This window comes from Streptomyces sp. Y2F8-2, from assembly GCF_014905555.1.
GTDB classification, from domain to species: Bacteria; Actinomycetota; Actinomycetes; order Streptomycetales; family Streptomycetaceae; genus Streptomyces; species Streptomyces cynarae.
This window is the reverse complement of sequence record NZ_BNGS01000012.1, coordinates 209,403-225,287: the sequence shown is the minus strand read 5'-3', so window position 1 is coordinate 225,287 and position 15,885 is coordinate 209,403. Positions and strand designations below refer to the sequence as shown.

Sequence of the window (15,885 nt, the reverse complement as noted above, 5' to 3'; positions counted from 1 at the left end):
TCAGAGGGCTTTCGAGGGGTACGGCGTATGGAAAGAATGAATCATGAACGACGGCGGTTTGCCCGTCCTCACCTCGGGTATTGCCGCGAACTGGGCTCCTTGCGGGAGCCCAGTGGGCGGTGCCCGTCGAGGCGCCGCCGTCACGCGGGGCGGCGCTTGCCCGTCGTACGTCAGCCCACGGGGACGGTCGCGGTGTCCGCGTAGCGCGGCACGTCGCGGGACCAGTAGTAGCAGCCGCGGATCCAGCCGGCCATGCCGTCCACATAGCCGAGGGCGGCGGGACTCGACCGGGGCCTGATCTGCTCGGAGAGCCGCTGGAACTCCCTGATGGTGCGATTGATCCTTCCGATGGCGAGCCGGACGGCCTGCGGCAGGGTGCAGTGGTGCTCCCTGGCGTAGGCCAGGGCCAGGTTGATCACGCCGCCCTCCCGCTGCTCCTTCATGGCGGAGAACAGGTCGGGTATCCACACCGCGGCGTCGGCCGACAGTCTGCGCAGTCGGCGCATGGCCGGGTGCCAGAGCTCGTCGGGGGACAGTTGGTGGGGCTGTGCGGCCTCGCACAGCGGGTAGAAGGGTTCGACGCCCGCGGTGAGGGACCGTATCGAGCCGCACAGACCGATCCGTACACGGGGAGGGTCGGTCTGGGCCACCGCCTCGTACAGCAGGCCGTGCACGTACTCGCGGCCGTGCCATGCCCAGCGGGCCGCCTGGTCCGGGGTGCAGCGCTCTTCGACCTGCCGGTGCAGGTCGGCCAGGGCGGCCCCGAGAGGCGTGGTCGGCGGCCGGCCGTCGCGCAGGATGCCGATGCTCTCGCACAGCATGGGCAGCAGCCTGCTCGGCCGGCGCCGGCCGAGCTCTTCCGCCTGGTCGTCGAAGACGAACTGGTAGGCGATCTGGTTCGCCACGATCCGTAGGATGCCGGCGTCCATGGTCGGGCTGTTGTGGGAGGCCAGTTCCGCGGGACGGGTCCGGGCGATCATCGCCGCGACTGCGGGGTCGTCGGTCAGTCCCCAGCTCCGCAACCATTCCTCGACGCCGGCCGCGGCCTCGGATTCGTGCGGATTGCGCAGTGGGGGAAACGGCATGTAGAGCTCGGACTCGATCAGTTCCTTGAGGTTTCCCGACGGATTTCCGGCATGCGGTCGGGCTGTGATGTCCTCATGCTCCACCGACATGTTCGTCACCTTCCCTTCGGCGGTTCCGCGGCGAGGATGTCGCCGTTCCGTTTGCGGGGAATTCCTGGGGGGATCGCGTGGCGGTGCCGGGCGGAATGCGTCCGACCTCTGCCGGAGGCTCAAAGGGCTGCGCACCGTCTTTGTCCGGGGTGTCGGACGCTTGCGCCGGCGGTTTCCCCGACGGCGTCTGCGACCGGGATTCGCAGATCATCTCCAGCGCCCTCGGTCCGAGGGTCGCGGCGGGGCGCGGCTGCTCGACGTGCCCGGGCAGCGGCCGCAGACGCCAGCGGCGGGCGACCGTCGCCACTGCCAGGGTGGCCTCCGCCATGGCGAAGGTGTCCCCGACGCATTTGCGGCTGCCGGCGGCGAAGGGCAACAGGGCGCCGTTGCGTACGGCCGCGGACCGCCCGGGCAGCCAGCGCTCGGGCAGGAACCGGTCGGGGTCGGGGAACGACGCGGGATCATGGTGCAGGACGTAGGGGCTGTACAGCACGGTCGTCCCCCTGGGGAGCCGGACGCCTGCGAGGTCGGTCTCCTTGGTGGTGGTCCGGGTGAAGAGCCAGCCCGGCGGATACACCCGCAGCGTCTCCGTCACCACGCCGCGGGTGTACACCAGGCGCGTCAGGTCCTCCGGGCCGGGCGGCCGCCCCTCGGCGAGCACCTCGTCGACCTCCGCGTGCAGCCGGCGCTCGGCCTCCGGATGGCGGGGCAGCAGGGCGAACAGCGAGCCGAGGCACATCGCCGTGCTCTCGACGCCGGTGAGCAGGAGCGTGATCAGCTGGTCGTGGATCTCCCGACCGGTGACCGCCGCTCCCCCACGGCCGCGCTCGGCCTTCAGCAGGCTGCCCAGCAGATCGTCGCGGGGACGGCCCCGCCGCCGTTCGTCGATGACGGAGTCGACGATCGCGTGCAGGCGGTCGAAGGCACGGCGGTAGCGGCGGTTGGCGGGCGTGGGGATCCGGAACAGGGGGGCGAGCGGCACGACCGTACGGACGAACAGGCCCCGGACGAGGGCCGCGAGGCAGTCCCGCAGCTCGGCGACGGTCGCGGCGTCCAGGGCGTCGGAAAGCAGGAAGCGGCTGGTCACCCGGGTGGTCAGGGCCAGCATCGCCCCGCTCACGTCGACCTGCTCGCCGGGCCGCCACTTGCCTAGGACGGACTCGGCCTCCTCACCCATCACCCACGCGTAGTCGGCGACGCGGGCCGCGTGGAAGGCGGGCTGGATCAGCTTGCGCTGCCGTCGGTGGTCCTCGTGGGCGCAGGTGACCAGGCCGTCGCCCATCAGCGGCCGCAGCCTGTCGTACTGCGGACCGCCCTTGTCGAAGGTACGGGCGTCCATGAGGACCCGGTGCACCAGCTCCGGGTGGCACACCAGCCAGGCGCGCTGGGGACCGAGGCGTATCTCGACCAGATCCCCGTAACTGGAAACGGAATTCAGAAAGGGCAGTGGGTTCCGGAACAGGGTGATACCGTGACCGACGAATGGGAATATGCCCGGCGCAGTCGCCACCGTCCACACTCGCCGGGTCTCGGGCAGGGAACCGCTCATCGAATACCACCTTCCGCGGTCGACACAGGAAATCGGTGAACGTTCCTCGGACGTGGAGCATGAGTTCTGTCCTGCCCAGTCCAACCCGCCGCCCGCTTCCCGCGCGCTTTTCCCGGGGGGCGCACAGGAGCACGAAGGCGCATGGGACCGGCCACTGTTGATGCCGACTACACCGACCGGCAATTCCTGCTTCTCCGGATTCGCCGCCGACTTACCCCGGCCGGGCGCCGTTCCGGGGCTGGGCGAGAGACCATGAGAAGTGACCCGGGAATGCCCCGCCGCCGGGCGCCGGGTGACATCGCACTGGTGGGAGGAGGCGGTGGGTGGTGATCACGCGAGTGCGGATGCCGCACCGGCATCTCACGCCACCGGCCAAGTCCGGGCCGCCCCGGGACGCGCCGAGGCCGCCCGGGAACCAGCGGCCCACGCCGGGGGGTCGGCAGTGGTGGATCGTTCCGCTGCTGTGGGTGGCCTTCCTGGTCGTCATCATGCTGGTGCGCGCCCCGTCGGGGACCGCGCCGGCCCACCTGACGTACAGCGACTTCACCGCCAAGGTCGGTGCCGGGCAGGTCAAGACGGTCGACATCAACGACAAGGGGGCGGTCAGCGGCAGCCTGAAGAACGGCACCAAGTTCACCACCCAGCTGCCCACCGCGCTGGGGACCGGGTCGCTGCAGCAGCAGCTCCAGGCGAAGCACGTGCAGATCACCGCCTCGCAGAGCAAGAGCGGTGGCAACCCGTTCCTGTCGTTCTTCGTCGCCTTCCTCCCGCTGCTGCTCCTGGTCGGCGCCTTCTGGTGGTTCGGGCGCCGTGCCGCGCGCTCCGTCACCGGTGGGCTCAGCGCCATCGGCCGCTCCCGGGCGAAGATCATCGAGGCGGAGCGGCCCACCACCCGGTTCGACGACGTGGCCGGATACGACGGGGTCAAGCAGGAGATCAGCGAGGTCGTCGACTTCCTGCGCAACCCCATGCGCTATGCGGCGGCCGGCGCCAAGGGACCCCGCGGCGTGATCATGGTGGGCCCCCCCGGCACCGGCAAGACGCTCTTCGCGCGTGCCGTCGCCGGTGAGGCGGACGTGCCGTTCCTGTCGGTGACCGGGTCCGCGTTCGTCGAGATGTTCGTCGGCGTGGGCGCCTCCCGGGTGCGGGACCTGTTCGACGAGGCCCGCAAGCGCGCGCCGTCGATCATCTTCATCGACGAGCTGGACGCCGTGGGCGCGCGCCGCTCGGCCAGCGGCCACATCGGCGGCAACGACGAACGCGAGCAGACCCTCAACCAGCTGCTGGCCGAGATGGACGGCTTCGACCAGTCCACCGGCATCGTCGTGCTCGCCGCCACCAACCGGCCGGAGGCGCTGGACCCGGCCCTGTTGCGCCCGGGCAGGTTCGACCGGCAGGTCACCGTCCCCCTGCCCAACCAGGCCGAGCGCGCCGCGATCCTCACCGTCCACGCCCGGGGCAAGATCCTGTCGTCCGACGTCGACCTCGACACGGTGGCCCGAGCCACACCCGGCTTCTCCGGCGCCGACCTCGCCAACCTGGTCAACGAGGCCGCCATCAACGCCGTACGGGCCGACCGCGTGCTGATCGAGCCGCACGACCTGGACGCCGCCCGCGACCGGGTCCTGCTGGGCCGTCGCGAGGCGTCCAACGCCCTGCTGCCCGAGGAGCGCCACTCGGTCGCCGTCCACGAGTCGGGGCATGCCCTGGTCGCCGCGCTGTGCGAGCACGCCGACCCCGTCGCGAAGGTCACCGTCCTGCCGTCGGGCATGACGCTGGGGGTCACCGAGCAGCTTCCGGAGGCCGAACGCCATCTGTACAGCGAGGCTTATCTGACGGATCTGCTCACGGTGCGGCTCGGCGGCCGGTCGGCCGAGCTGGTGGTCTTCGGCGAGGGCTCCAGCGGCGCCGCCAACGACCTGGCCGGGGCCACCCAGATCGCCACCCGCATGGTGCGGGACTTCGGCCTGTCCCCGGCGCTCGGCCCGGTCGGTTACGCCGCCGCGAGCCCGCACTACCTGGGTGAGACCCCGGAGGAATCGATCCGGCAGCCGTACTCGGAACAGACCCAGCGGATCATCGACCAGGAGGCCGCACGCCTGCTGCGCGAGGCCGAGGAGCGGGCGACGGGGCTGCTGCGGGAGCACCGCCGTGCCCTGGACCGGCTCGCCGGCCTGCTCGTCACCCGCGAGACCATCGACGGCTCGGCCGTCCTGGACGTCCTGAGGCAGGAGCGTGAGCAGCGGCGGGAGGCGGACGGAAGCCTTCCGGAGAGCGCGGTCGAGGATCTGCGGGCCGCGACGCCACCGGTCCGCGTGCCCGGAGAGGTTCCGGGGCGGGAAGATCAGGGCAGCACGACCGGGACCGGTGCCACCACCGGCACAGGCACAGGCACAGGCACAGGCACAGGCACCGGAGCAGGCTCCTGACGGCTCATGCGTGGAGGTCGTGCGGCACGACGATGACGGGGCAGTGCGTGTGGTGCAGCACGCCCTGGCTCACCGAGCCGAGCAGCATGCCGGTGAAGCCGCCGTGCCCGCGGGTGCCCACCACCAGACCGAGCGCGTGGGCGGAGGCCTCGGTCAGCACCTTCACGGGATGACCGCCGACCAGCTCCTGATGCAGAGCGACGTCCGGGTATGCGGCGCCGCGGTCGGCCACCGTCTCGTGCAGCAGCCGCCGGCAGTCCTGACGGGCCGCGTGCTCGTCCAGCACCCCGAGCAGCCCCGGCTGCCAGACGTAGAGCGCGCGCAGCCCGGCCCCGCGCAGGGCGGCCTCCTGGAAGGCCACGTCGACGGCGGCAGCGGAACGCGCGCTGCCGTCCACGCCGACGACGACGTACGCATCCTGATGGACGGTGTCCTGCGGTTCGGGCACGACGACCACGGGGCAGCGGGCGTGCGCCATGACGTTCAGGACGACCGAGGCGGAGAAGACGTCACGGACCCGGCTCAGATGCCACGACCCGAGGACGACGGCCGCCGCGTCGTGTCCCTGCTCCCGCAGGACCCACGCCGGATCGCCCTCGGCCGGCAGGCCGGACACCTCGATCCCCGGCTGCCGGGCCTCCACGAACGACACCGCCGCCTTGAGCACCTGCTCCCCCGCCTCCCGCAGCGCCCGGGCGCAGGCCTCCCACGAGGGCGGCGGCTCCCATCTCCTGATCCCGGCGGTGGGCAGCGTCTCCGCGTGCACCAGACGCAGGGGCACCCGGCGCAGGGCGGCCTCGTCCGCCGCCCAGGCGAGCGCCCACCGCTTGGCGGGATCGGGGTCGACACCGGCCACGATCGGCCGGTGATCATCCGGTCGGGCCATCGTCGTCTCCGGCAACCAGAACCGACGGGGTCCGGGCGCCCGTTCGCGCCCGGACCCGTCGCTCAGGCCGCGAGGGCGTGACCGGGGTGCAGCACCACCTTGGTGTAGCCCTCGATCCTCTTGTCGAACTTCTCGTACGCCTGCGGCGCCTGGTCCAGCGGCAGTTCATGGGAGACCACGAAGCTGGGCTTGGCCCGCCCCGCGATGATCAGGTCGCGCAGCTGGCGGTTGTACCGCTTGACGTTGCACTGGCCGGTGCCCATCTGCTGACCCTTCTCGAACATCCGGCCGATGGAGACCAGCAACTGGCCCCGCTTGGCGTGCTCGTCGGGTCCGCCGGGGTCGGAGGGCACGTACAGGCCCGGTACACCGAGCATGCCGGTGGGCCGCACCGTCTCCACGAGCTCGTTGAGGACGATGGCGGGTTCCTCGTGGCTGGCGTCGTGCGCCTGGGCCTGGTAGCCGACGGCGTCCACGCCCTTGTCGGTGCCCTCTCCGTTGGTCTGTTCCTTGATCTGCTCGGCAGGGTCGCCCTTGGTGAAGTCGATGGGGATGGCCCCGATCTCCTCCGCCTTGGCGAGCCGCTCGGGCACCCGGTCGACGGAGAAAACCTTCGACGCCCCGCGCAGCAAGGCCGAGTAGGCGGCCATCAGACCCACCGGGCCGGCACCGTAGACGGCCACGCTCTCCCCGGGGGACACCTGGGCGAGTTCGCATCCGTGGTAACCGGTCGGGAAGATGTCGGCGAGCAGGACGAAATCGGTCTCGAACTCCTCACCGGGTGGCAGTTTCAGGCAGTTGAAATCGGCGTAGGGCACCCGCAGCCGCTCCGCCTGACCACCGATGAACGGGCCCATCGCCACATATCCATAGGCGCCGCCGGCGAATCCGGGATTCACCGTGAGGCAGAACCCGGTCTTTCCGACGAGGCAGTTCTTGCAGAATCCGCAGGCGACGTTGAAGGGCATCACGACCCGGTCGCCCTCGGACAGGGAGGTCACGCCGCTGCCGACCTCCTCGATGATGCCGAGGTTCTCGTGTCCGAAGACGATGCCCGACTCGGCCGCCGTGCGGCCCTCGTACATGTGCAGGTCCGAACCGCAGATCGCGGTCGACGTGACCCGTACGAGCACATCGTTCGGGTGCTCGATCCGGGGATCCTGGACATCCCTCACAGCCACGCTGAAGGGCTTTTCGTAGACGACGGCTTTCACCTGCGTCACCTCCGCGTCTAACGCCGGCTGACGGCGGCGGGACGGAGCCGCTACCGGGGGAGGCACTACAGGCGTGGGCCCTCGGGCTGTGCCGTGGCCCCGTTCGCGCTCTTTCACCGCCGGTCACTTCCAGAAAACGCCCGTACGACAGGGGCCGCAACCCACGTCGGCGCGGTCCGCCGCGGGGCCCTGCGGTCAGCTCTCCCCGGCGACGGGGACCGCTTCCCGCGCGCGGGTGGAGGAGTCGATCCCGGGTGCGAGCCGGCGCAGTCGTCGCGCCGTGGCCTCGGCGCCGTCCGGCACCGAGACGGCGAGGAGGCGGAAGGGGGCGCCGGGCCGCAGGGCGACGCACACGACGGGCGCGCCGGGCCGCACCACCACGAAGTCCTCTCCGCCGGGATGGCCCCGCGTCCCGATGCACAGCGTCCCGGGGATCCACAGCCCCCGCCGGTGGTCTCCCCGCAGAGCACGCCACCAGTCCGGTTCGACGGTCACCCGGCGTACCGCGTGGAGCGGCACCCGTACGTCGCCCCGGCGGGCGGCCGCCCTTTCCCGCCACCTCAGGCGTACGACGAGTTCTTCGCCGTCGACGAGTATTCGTGCCATAACGCTTCCTCCCTTCCATTGTGACGTCCGGGAGGAATCCGCACGTTTCTCGAAACGTCTCACCATGCGAACGCTCTCTTACTCCCCATCGCGGCATCTCGTTCAATGGCTTTTCCGTCGGCTTCCGTCAGCGAGAGGAGACGCGCCGTGGGTGAACATGTTCACGTGCGCATCGGACACGGTCTGAGTGTGAGCGAGAACGGCGAACTCATCGAGTCGTCACGCTGCCGCTGTGGCGCCACCTGGACCAAGACGTACCGGGTGGACGAGGACGCGCCCGAGGAGTGACGGGAACGCGGGACCGGTTCGTCGCTCACGCGACGACAGTGCCCGTCCCGGGTACCGGCAGGCCCAGGCGGGACAGCGCACCGCTCAGCCAGGCCGTCAGGGCGGCGGCCGCCGGCACGGGCACGGCCTCCCCGGGCGCCTCGGCCCCGGCGTCCTCGCCCCCGGCGGGCAGCCATCCCGCACCGGCCAGGCGCTGCGACAGGGGCTTGAGCGTCCCGTGGAGGAGCGTCGCGGTCGCGATGGACGCCACAGTGGTGGCCCAGCCGACGGGGCCGAGCGGAGTGGAACCGAAGAACCTGCTGATGCCCGGGGTCTGGACGATCCCGACGAGCACGGCGGCCGAACCGACGGTGGCGGCGAGCACCTGGAGGTCCGCGCCGCCGCTGGTGAGGGTCTGGGCGAGCTGGGTGCCGACCACCGCGACCAGCGCCACCGTGGCGGCGCGGCGGCGCGTGCCGGTGAACCGGGCGGCCGTCCAGGCCAGGCCCGCGCCGAGCGCCGTGGTGAGCCCGCGCTGCACCATCTCCTCGGTGAGCGAGGTGCCCAGCGAGTGGTGCGGTCCTTCCCGGAGCAGGTGCTCCCCGGTGCTCTCGGCCGGCGTGCGGACGGCGATGGACAGTGCCGGGGCGAGGTCGGTGAGAAGGTTCACCAGCATGATCTGACGGGCACTGAGCGGTGAGCTGCCCGCCATGGCCGAGGCGAGCACGCTGAAGGTGACCTCGCCGAGGTTGCCGCCGATCAGGATGGCCAGCGCGGTTCTGACCGAGGTCCACATCGCCCGGCCCTCGGTGAGCGCGGTGACGATCGTCTCCAGACGGTCGTCACCGATGACGAGATCGGCGGCGGCCGTCGCCGCGGGCGTGCCGAGCCGCCCCAGGGCGATGCCGACGTCGGCGAGCCGGATGGCCGGAGCGTCGTTGGCGCCGTCGCCGGTCATCGCCACCACGCGGCCGAGCCGCTGGAACGCCTCGACGATACGGACCTTGTGGTGCGGGGTGCACCGCGCGATCACGTCCACCGTGGGCAGCAGCGCGTCGAGTTCGTCGTCGTCGAGCGCGTCCAACTCCGGCCCGGTGCAGACCTTCTGGTGCGGCTCGCCGGTGACGGAGGCCGCGATGGCCTCCGCGGTGGCGGCGTGGTCCCCGGTGAGCAGGACGGTGTGCACGCCCGCCGCGCGCAGCCGGGCGGTGGCCGGCGCGGCTGAACGGCGTACCGGGTCGGCGAGGACGACGAAGCCCACGAAGACCAGGTCCCGCACCGCGTCGTCGGTCAGTTCCTCGCCCTGCCCCAGGGTGCGTTCGGCCACGGCGAGGACGCGGCGGCCCGCGCCGGCGAGCTCCTCCGTGGCCCGGGCGAGTGCCCTGCGCCCGGCGTCGTCGAGCGCGCTCTCGGCACCGTTCCGGCGTCTGTGCGAGCAGCGGGCCAGTACGGTCTCCGGGGCGCCCTTGACGCTCAGCAGAGTGGAGCCGGCGGTGCGGCCCACCGTGGCGTGGTAGGCCCGGGACGGGTCGAAGGGCAGGGTGCCGGTGCGCCGCCAGCCGGGCGCGCCGCGGCCCACCGACACCCGCGCCCGGCGGGCCCCGGTGTCCACCGCCCGGTCGGTCCGGTGGGCCATCGGCTCGGACTGCCGGACGGCGGGGGTGGCCCGGAGCGCCGCGGACAGGATCGCCTTGTGCCGCGGGCCCAGCCGGTCGACGGACACGTTCGACTCTCCGTCGCTGACCGCGACGAGCTGGAGGTTGCCCTCGGTGAGGGTGCCGGTCTTGTCGAAGCAGAGCACATCGGCCCGGCCGAGTGCCTCGATGGTGCGCGGGTTGCGGACGAGGGCGCCCTGCTCGGCCAGGCGGCGCGCGGAGGCCAGTTGGGCGGCGTTGACGAGGAACGGCAGCCCTTCGGGGACCGAGGCGACGGCCAGGTTCACCGCGGAGGCGAGGCTCTGTGCGAGCGGGCGCCCGTGCAGCAGTCCCGCCCCGGCCACCGCCACCGCGGACGCCGTCGCCACGGGGAGGCTGGCCTTGGTCAGCGACGACAGCCGCGCCTCGACGCCGGTGACCGGTGCGGCCTCCCGTGCGGTGGCCATGGTGCGCCCCACCTCGGTGGCCGCGCCGGTGGCCACCACCACGGCGACCGCCTCGCCGGCGGAGACGGTGCTGCCCTCGTAGAGCATCGAGGAGCGCTCGGTGAGCTGCGCGGCGACCACGGGGGCCGGGGTCTTGGCGACGGGCAGGGACTCGCCGGTCAGCGACGACTCGTCGACCTCCAGGCCCTCGGCGTGCAGCAGCCGGCAGTCGGCGGGCACCACGTCCTCGGGCCTCAGCACGACGACGTCCCCCGGCACCAGCTCTTCGGCGGTGACCAGCCGCTCCACGCCACCGCGCCGCACCCGTGCCCCGACCGCGGAGCGGGCGGTCAGCTCGGCGAGGGCACGCTCGGTGCGGACCCGCTGCACACCACCGACCAGCGCCGAGGTGGCGGTGACCGCGGCGACCAGTGCGGCGTCCGCCCTGGACCCGACGGCGGCGGCCAGGGCGGCCCCGCCCGCGAGCACCGGAGTCAGCGGGTTGGCCAGTTCCTCGACGAACGCGGACAGCAGGGTGGTGTGCGGCGCGGCACCTGTCCCCGAGGGGCCTTTGGCCCGCGCGGCGGCCTCCTGCGGGGAGAGCCCGTCGGCGGACGACCGCAGCCTCTGAAGGACCCGCGCGGGCGGCATCAGATGCCAGGGCACGGTCGCCACGGAGGGGGTGACGGGGCGGGAGCAGAGTTGCCGGGCACGCCAGACGCCCAGGCTGAAGGCGATCGCCCCGGCCGTGTTGCACGCCGCCTGCCCGCGCGAGCACGCCTCGGCGGCCGGTGCCCGCAACGCCGCCACCGCGCCGATGCCGCTGCCGCCGCTGGACAGCACGGCGCTGTCCCGGTCGACCCGGCGGGCCACGCCCACGCCGGACAGGATCAGCGCGACGGACTCCAGATCGGTGCCGACCAGCAGGTCGGCGCCCCAGGCCGGCGGCTCACCGTCCCGGTGCACGCCGATGCCGCAGTCCGACGCCGCGAGCGCACGGCGGTTGCCCGACACCAGCAGCACCACCGCGCCGTCCGCCTGCAGGGCCCGCACCGACGCCACCAAGTGGCGCCCCGAGGGCACCGTCGCGTCGACGAAGCCGAGCCGCGGGTCGGTCCGGTCTCCGGCGAGGACCACCCGGATCTGGGAACGCCGGGCGGCCGCGGCCAGGGCCTGCGCGCCCGGGAGGGTCTGCGTCGCCACGCCCGCGACGGCCATCAGGCGGCGCCGCCGGGCGAGTCCCAGCACCCGTTCGCTGCCCCGGGACCGCAGCCGCTCGGCGGCCGGGCGCCCGGTGCGGCCGGTCAGCTCCAGGTCCTCCAGCGGGCCGATCACCCAGCCTTCGCCGTCGCGCCGGACCCGTGTCGGCGCGGCCGGGTCGAACAGGGCGAAGAGCCGGTCGGAGCACTGTTCGGTGTCGGCGCCGTCGAGCGGCACCAGGTCGGTCAGCTCGTAGCGCCCACCGCGCAGCACGTCCACGTCCAGCACCACGGTGTCCACCTGGCCCAGGCGACGCAGCGCACCGCGGTCCATGGCCACGACGCCGCGCAGTGCGAGGACCCTGCCGAGGCTGGTGGCGAAGCCCTCCCGCCCGGCCTCGGGAGCCTTCGGCATGCCGGCCAGCGCCACCGCGAGCGCGCGCCGCGGTCCCGCGTACGGCGCGGTCAGGGCGCCCACGGCGACGCCCGCCCCCATGGCCCGTTCGGCGTAACGTGCCGTCACGTCACGGTGGACCCGCGGCCGTTCCACGACGAGGGGCTCGGCCTGCGCATGCTCCGGTCCCGGCACCAGCCGCGGCTCCGCGTCGGCCCACGCCTCGAGGGTCGCGTTCGCCTCCCGCCACTGCGCGATGCGCTGCGCGGCGTCGAGCATCAGTCCTCCGCCGCGAGTGGCCAGGCCCTGGACGAGCGCGTTGAGCGTCGGAACCACCGATTCGGGGCGTTCCAGTTCCGTGAGGCCCGAGGTGACCAGTCTGCGCAGCCAGGGATGGCACTGGACGGCGGTGACCAGCGCCCCCGCCTCGGCCGGCAGCGGCGTCCACGGCGACAGGCGGGTGGCGATCGTGAGGAGCAGGCCCGCGACGTCCGCGGCGAGGACCGGGAGTGCGGGCCGGCTGCGCGGCGCCTCACAGGGGTGGTGCGGTTCGGGGCACCATTCGTCGTACGCGCCGGGCTCCGCGGTGGCGGCGGCCCCGTGGGCCTCGGCATGGGCGACGATCCGGAGCAGCTCCTGCCGCGACGGCGGCGGCGAGGCCAGTTCCACGACGACCCGTTCCGCCGGTGCGTTCACGCGGGCCCACAGCACCCCGGGGTGCTCCTCCAGAGCGCGCTCCACGATCCGGCCGATCCGGATGCCGCGGGGGCCGTGCACGCCACGGACCTGGATGTGGCAGCGACCCGGACGGGACCACACGTCCCGCCGGCCGAGGCCGAGCAGCGTCACGGCCGCCTCCGCGGCACCCCGGGCTCCGGCGGCCAGGCCGTCGGCCAGCGGGCCCGGCAATGGCAGGCGCGTCCCTGACAGCAGCGACATCCGTGCCACCTCCCGAGCGGGCCGGTCCTCGTACGGATCCGATCATCGCGCGCTCCCGAAGCGCCCGCCCGGCGGGCTGATCCGAACGGCTTCCCGGCTCGCAGGCCCCTTTCCCCGCCGGTACCGTCTGCCTCGGTGGGGGGCGATGTCCCGGACCCACGAACGGATGTGAACCGTGACCACGCCGAAGACCGCGCGAAAGTCCACGCAGAAGCGCTCGGTGAAGACCGCTCAGAGACGCACGGCGACGAGCACCACGAAGGTGGGGCAGCCCGCCGCCGCGCGCACGAGGCAGCGCTCCGACGCCTCGTCGGCCGCCCGTCGTCCGGTCGCCGGCCGGCCGAACGCGACGCAAACGACCACCAGACAGCCGACCACCGGACAGTCGGCGACAAGACAGTCGGCGACAAGGCCGGCGACGACAGGACAGGCGGCCGCGACACCGCCGAAGACGAGACAGACGACGAGCCGGGCGACGAGCCGGGCGACGACGAGACAGTCGTCCGCGACGCGGTCGGTCGCGCGACAGTCGTCCGCTCGACAGTCGTCCGCGACGCGGTCGGTCGCTCGACAGTCGTCCGCGACGCGGTCGGTCGCTCGACAGTCGTCCGCGAAACGGCCGACCACGAGGCAGGCGACCACGAGGCAGGCGGCTGCGAGACAGGTGACCACGAGACAGGCGACAGTGAGGCAGGCCGTCACGACTCGGCCGGTCGTGCGGCAGTCGGCCGTGAGACGGCCGGAGAGGAAACCGCCCGCCGCCTCCGGTGGGCGGACGATCACGCTGACCGTCCCCTCGTTCGGCGAGGCCGCCACCTGGGCTGTCAACGCCGTCGCGGTTCCTGTGGCCGCCGCGCGCCGGGTCCTGCCCGGCGCGCACGGCCTGCCCCTGTACGTGGGTATCGGCGCGCTGGCCGTCGCGGGCGCTCTCGAGGCGCCGGTGGCCCTGGGGCTCGGCATCGGCTACGCCCTGCTCCGGCACAAGGGCCCGCTCGCCCGGTCCTCCGGCTCGAAGTGACGGCGGACGTCGCGGACGCGGCACGGCGGGCCATCGGCCGGTTGTCCGCCCGCCGATGGCCGGTCGTCCGCCCGCCGACGGACCTTCGCCTCCCGGACACCGTGCCGTCACACCGGGCGGGAACGTTGCTCGCGTCCGCCTGCCTCGCCTTGCGTCCGTCCGCCGCGTAGCCGCGGGAGTGATGGGAAGGACGATGTGCGCCGTGTCCCTGCTCCCGCTCGACGACCTCTCCCGAACACTCCCCGCCCCCGCCCGCTCCCCTTCGTACGCGCCCCTGGCCCGCCGCGCCCTGAGCCTGGTCCCGCTCCTGCTGATCGGGGCGTGGGCGGCGGCCGACTGGCGTGCCGTGCGCGACGGCACGGCACGGTTGGTCTCCGCCGACCCCTGGTGGCTGCTGGCCGGGGTCTTCTTCACCTGCCTGGGCTGGGTGACCGCGGCGTGCGTCCGCCAGGGCGCCGTACCGGAGCGGCTTCCGCCGCTGCCGCTGCTCGCGTCCCAGTTCGCCGCCGGGGCGGCCAACCACGTGCTGCCGGCGAGCATCGGCGCCCACGCCGTCACCCTGCGGTTCCTGCAGGCCCGCGGCATCCCCCTCGCCCGGGCCACCGCTTCCCTCGCCCTGTACTCACTGGTCAAACCGATCGCGAAAACGCTGGTGCTCCTGGTCTTCGTCCTGGCGTTCCCCAAGATGCTGAGGCTCGGCCGACTCGTCCCGGACGAGGGGACGTTGCTCCTGGTGACCGCAGGGGCGACCCTCGGTGTCGGCGCGGCCGCAGTGCTCCTGACGGCCCTGCGTCCGCTGCGCCGGGCGACGCTCGGCTTCGCCCGCACCGCCCTGACCGACGCGCGGCTGCTGCACACGCGGCCCAGCCGGGTCCTGGCCCTGTGGGGCGGTTCGGCCGCCGCCCCGGTGCTCCAGGCGAGTGTGGTGGCCTCGGTCGGTGCGTCGCTCGGCCTGCCCGTGTCCTGGCCGCAGATGATCTTCGCCTTCCTTGCCGCGAGCACGGCGGCCGGGGCCGTCCCCGCACCGGGCGGCATCGGCCCGGTCGACGCGGCGTTGGTGGTCACCCTGGTCGCGTACGGCGCACCGGTGGACCTGGCCACCGCCACCGTGATCGGCTACCGGGTCCTGACGGTCTGGCTGCCGCTGCTCCCGGGCGCCTTGGCCCTCGCGGCCCTGGTGCAGCGCAAGGTGCTGTGATCCGGGGGAGAGCCGTCAGGGCGCAGCGGGTCCCCCCGTGCCGTCCCACGTTTGTCCCCCCGCCCCCCGATCACCCGTCATGCATCGGCGGGGCACCCAAGGAGCGGGAGGATGATCGCGGAGCAGGCCGTGAAACTGATCCGGCAGGCCGTGCACCACATGTGGGACCGGCTCAAGACGTACGACCTGGTCCGGCGCGGCCGTGAACTGGAGCTGATGCACCGCGCCCTCGGCTTCGCCACTCTGGCCCTGGTGACGCTGGCGCCCCTGCTCATCGTGGTGGCGGCCGCCGACCCCCTGGCACACGGGGGCTTCACGACGTGGCTGGTCGACGGCATGGGGTTGTCCGGCCGGTCCGCGCACGTGGTCACCGACATCACCACCGCGCCGCGCAAGGTGATCAGCGCGACCAGCGTGTGGGGCGGGATTCTGCTCGCCGTGTTCGGGGTGTCCTTCGGCGGGAGCGTCCAGAACGGGTACGAGCGGATCTGGAACCTGCCTCCCGGCCCGTGGCACCGCATCTGGCGCCAGGCCACCTGGCTGATCGTGCTCACCGCCTACCTCTACCAGGAGGTGCAGACACGTCTGGCGTTGCACGGATGGCTGCGGGTCGTGGCGTCCCTGGCGACCGGCGTGCTGTTCTTCTGGTGGGGCCAGCGCTTCCTCCTGGGCGGTCAGGTCCGCTGGCGACAGCTGCTGCCGGGCGCGCTCGCCACCATGGTCGGGCTGATCGGTCTGCGGGTCTTCTCCTATCTCGTCTTCACACCGCTCATCGTCAGCAACGCGGTCAGCTACGGACCTCTCGGAGTCGTCCTCGTACTGGAGTCCTGGCTGACCGGTGTCGGGTTCGTGGTCTTCGGCGGTGCGCTGTTCGGCCGCTGGTTCTGCGAACACCACTGGCGGCCGCACATCACGCACTGATCGGTCCGTC

General features: G+C 73.0%; 12 protein-coding genes. 5 read left to right on the top strand and 7 right to left on the bottom strand.

Going from position 1 to position 15,885, the window contains the following annotated elements; all coding sequences use genetic code 11:
• Positions 1-170: 170 nt before the first annotated feature.
• Both SY2F82_RS33400 and SY2F82_RS33395 read right to left on the bottom strand, forming a co-directional pair.
• Positions 171-1,175 carry a (-)-alpha-amorphene synthase gene (locus SY2F82_RS33400; protein WP_200422813.1) on the bottom strand — a complete coding sequence of 335 codons (1,005 nt, stop codon included), beginning with the start codon at positions 1,173-1,175 and terminating at the stop codon, positions 171-173.
• Positions 1,159-2,724 carry a cytochrome P450 gene (locus SY2F82_RS33395; protein WP_200422812.1) on the bottom strand — a complete coding sequence of 522 codons (1,566 nt, stop codon included), beginning with the start codon at positions 2,722-2,724 and terminating at the stop codon, positions 1,159-1,161. Before SY2F82_RS33395 ends, SY2F82_RS33400 begins: the two co-directional genes overlap by 17 nt.
• Before the next feature lie 323 nt (positions 2,725-3,047).
• Here SY2F82_RS33395 and ftsH point away from each other — a divergent pair, with 323 nt between their 5' ends.
• On the top strand, positions 3,048-5,153 hold the full coding sequence (gene ftsH, locus SY2F82_RS33390) for an ATP-dependent zinc metalloprotease FtsH (RefSeq protein WP_236041930.1): 2,106 nt from the start codon (positions 3,048-3,050) through the stop codon (positions 5,151-5,153).
• Between the two features lie 4 nt (positions 5,154-5,157).
• On the opposite strand, the gene SY2F82_RS33385 is transcribed toward ftsH, so the two are convergent.
• From SY2F82_RS33385 to SY2F82_RS33375, 3 genes are all read right to left on the bottom strand, one after another.
• Positions 5,158-6,039, bottom strand: coding sequence for a universal stress protein (locus SY2F82_RS33385; RefSeq protein ID WP_200422811.1), 882 nt, complete (start codon positions 6,037-6,039; stop codon positions 5,158-5,160).
• A 62-nt stretch (positions 6,040-6,101) separates the two neighbouring features.
• Positions 6,102-7,253, bottom strand: coding sequence for a glutathione-independent formaldehyde dehydrogenase (locus SY2F82_RS33380; RefSeq protein ID WP_200422810.1), 1,152 nt, complete (start codon positions 7,251-7,253; stop codon positions 6,102-6,104).
• A gap of 195 nt (positions 7,254-7,448) precedes the next feature.
• The gene (locus SY2F82_RS33375; protein WP_200422809.1) at positions 7,449-7,859 is read right to left on the bottom strand and encodes a hypothetical protein; all 411 of its coding nucleotides are present in this window, start codon (positions 7,857-7,859) and stop codon (positions 7,449-7,451) included.
• Positions 7,860-8,006: 147 nt separating this feature from the next.
• On the opposite strand from SY2F82_RS33375, the gene SY2F82_RS33370 reads away from it, so the two are divergent.
• Complete coding sequence (locus SY2F82_RS33370) at positions 8,007-8,147, top strand: hypothetical protein (RefSeq protein WP_200422808.1); 141 nt, start codon at positions 8,007-8,009, stop codon at positions 8,145-8,147.
• A 25-nt stretch (positions 8,148-8,172) separates the two neighbouring features.
• Here the strand turns inward: SY2F82_RS33370 and SY2F82_RS39585 are convergent, their stop codons facing one another.
• Together SY2F82_RS39585 and SY2F82_RS33360 are read right to left on the bottom strand one after the other, a co-directional pair.
• On the bottom strand, positions 8,173-12,738 hold the full coding sequence (locus SY2F82_RS39585) for a cation-translocating P-type ATPase (protein ID WP_200422807.1): 4,566 nt from the start codon (positions 12,736-12,738) through the stop codon (positions 8,173-8,175).
• Between the two features lie 231 nt (positions 12,739-12,969).
• Positions 12,970-13,365: a hypothetical protein gene (locus SY2F82_RS33360; RefSeq protein ID WP_200422806.1), complete on the bottom strand. Its 396-nt coding sequence runs from the start codon at positions 13,363-13,365 to the stop codon at positions 12,970-12,972.
• A 103-nt stretch (positions 13,366-13,468) separates the two neighbouring features.
• On the opposite strand from SY2F82_RS33360, the gene SY2F82_RS33355 reads away from it, so the two are divergent.
• The 3 genes from SY2F82_RS33355 to SY2F82_RS33345 all read left to right on the top strand — a co-directional run bounded on the left by SY2F82_RS33355 (position 13,469) and on the right by SY2F82_RS33345 (position 15,875).
• Positions 13,469-13,756, top strand: a complete 288-nt coding sequence (locus SY2F82_RS33355; protein ID WP_200422805.1) for a hypothetical protein — start codon at positions 13,469-13,471, stop codon at positions 13,754-13,756.
• A gap of 202 nt (positions 13,757-13,958) precedes the next feature.
• A complete protein-coding gene (locus SY2F82_RS33350; protein ID WP_236041928.1) occupies positions 13,959-14,954 on the top strand; it encodes a lysylphosphatidylglycerol synthase transmembrane domain-containing protein in 996 nt (331 codons plus the stop codon).
• 159 nt (positions 14,955-15,113) lie between these two features.
• Positions 15,114-15,875, top strand: a complete 762-nt coding sequence (locus SY2F82_RS33345) for a ribonuclease BN (protein WP_200422888.1) — start codon at positions 15,114-15,116, stop codon at positions 15,873-15,875.
• Positions 15,876-15,885: the final 10 nt, after the last annotated feature.

Excerpts from the sequence above, each read along its gene's own strand:
- SY2F82_RS33400 (WP_200422813.1), bottom strand. The coding sequence starts at position 1,175 with ATGTCGGTGGAGCATGAGGACATCACAGCCCGACCGCATGCCGGAAAT.
- SY2F82_RS33395 (WP_200422812.1), bottom strand. The coding sequence starts at position 2,724 with ATGAGCGGTTCCCTGCCCGAGACCCGGCGAGTGTGGACGGTGGCGACT.
- SY2F82_RS33385 (WP_200422811.1), bottom strand. The coding sequence starts at position 6,039 with ATGGCCCGACCGGATGATCACCGGCCGATCGTGGCCGGTGTCGACCCC.
- SY2F82_RS33375 (WP_200422809.1), bottom strand. The coding sequence starts at position 7,859 with ATGGCACGAATACTCGTCGACGGCGAAGAACTCGTCGTACGCCTGAGG.
- SY2F82_RS39585 (WP_200422807.1), bottom strand. The coding sequence starts at position 12,738 with ATGTCGCTGCTGTCAGGGACGCGCCTGCCATTGCCGGGCCCGCTGGCC.
- SY2F82_RS33345 (WP_200422888.1), top strand. The coding sequence starts at position 15,114 with ATGTGGGACCGGCTCAAGACGTACGACCTGGTCCGGCGCGGCCGTGAA.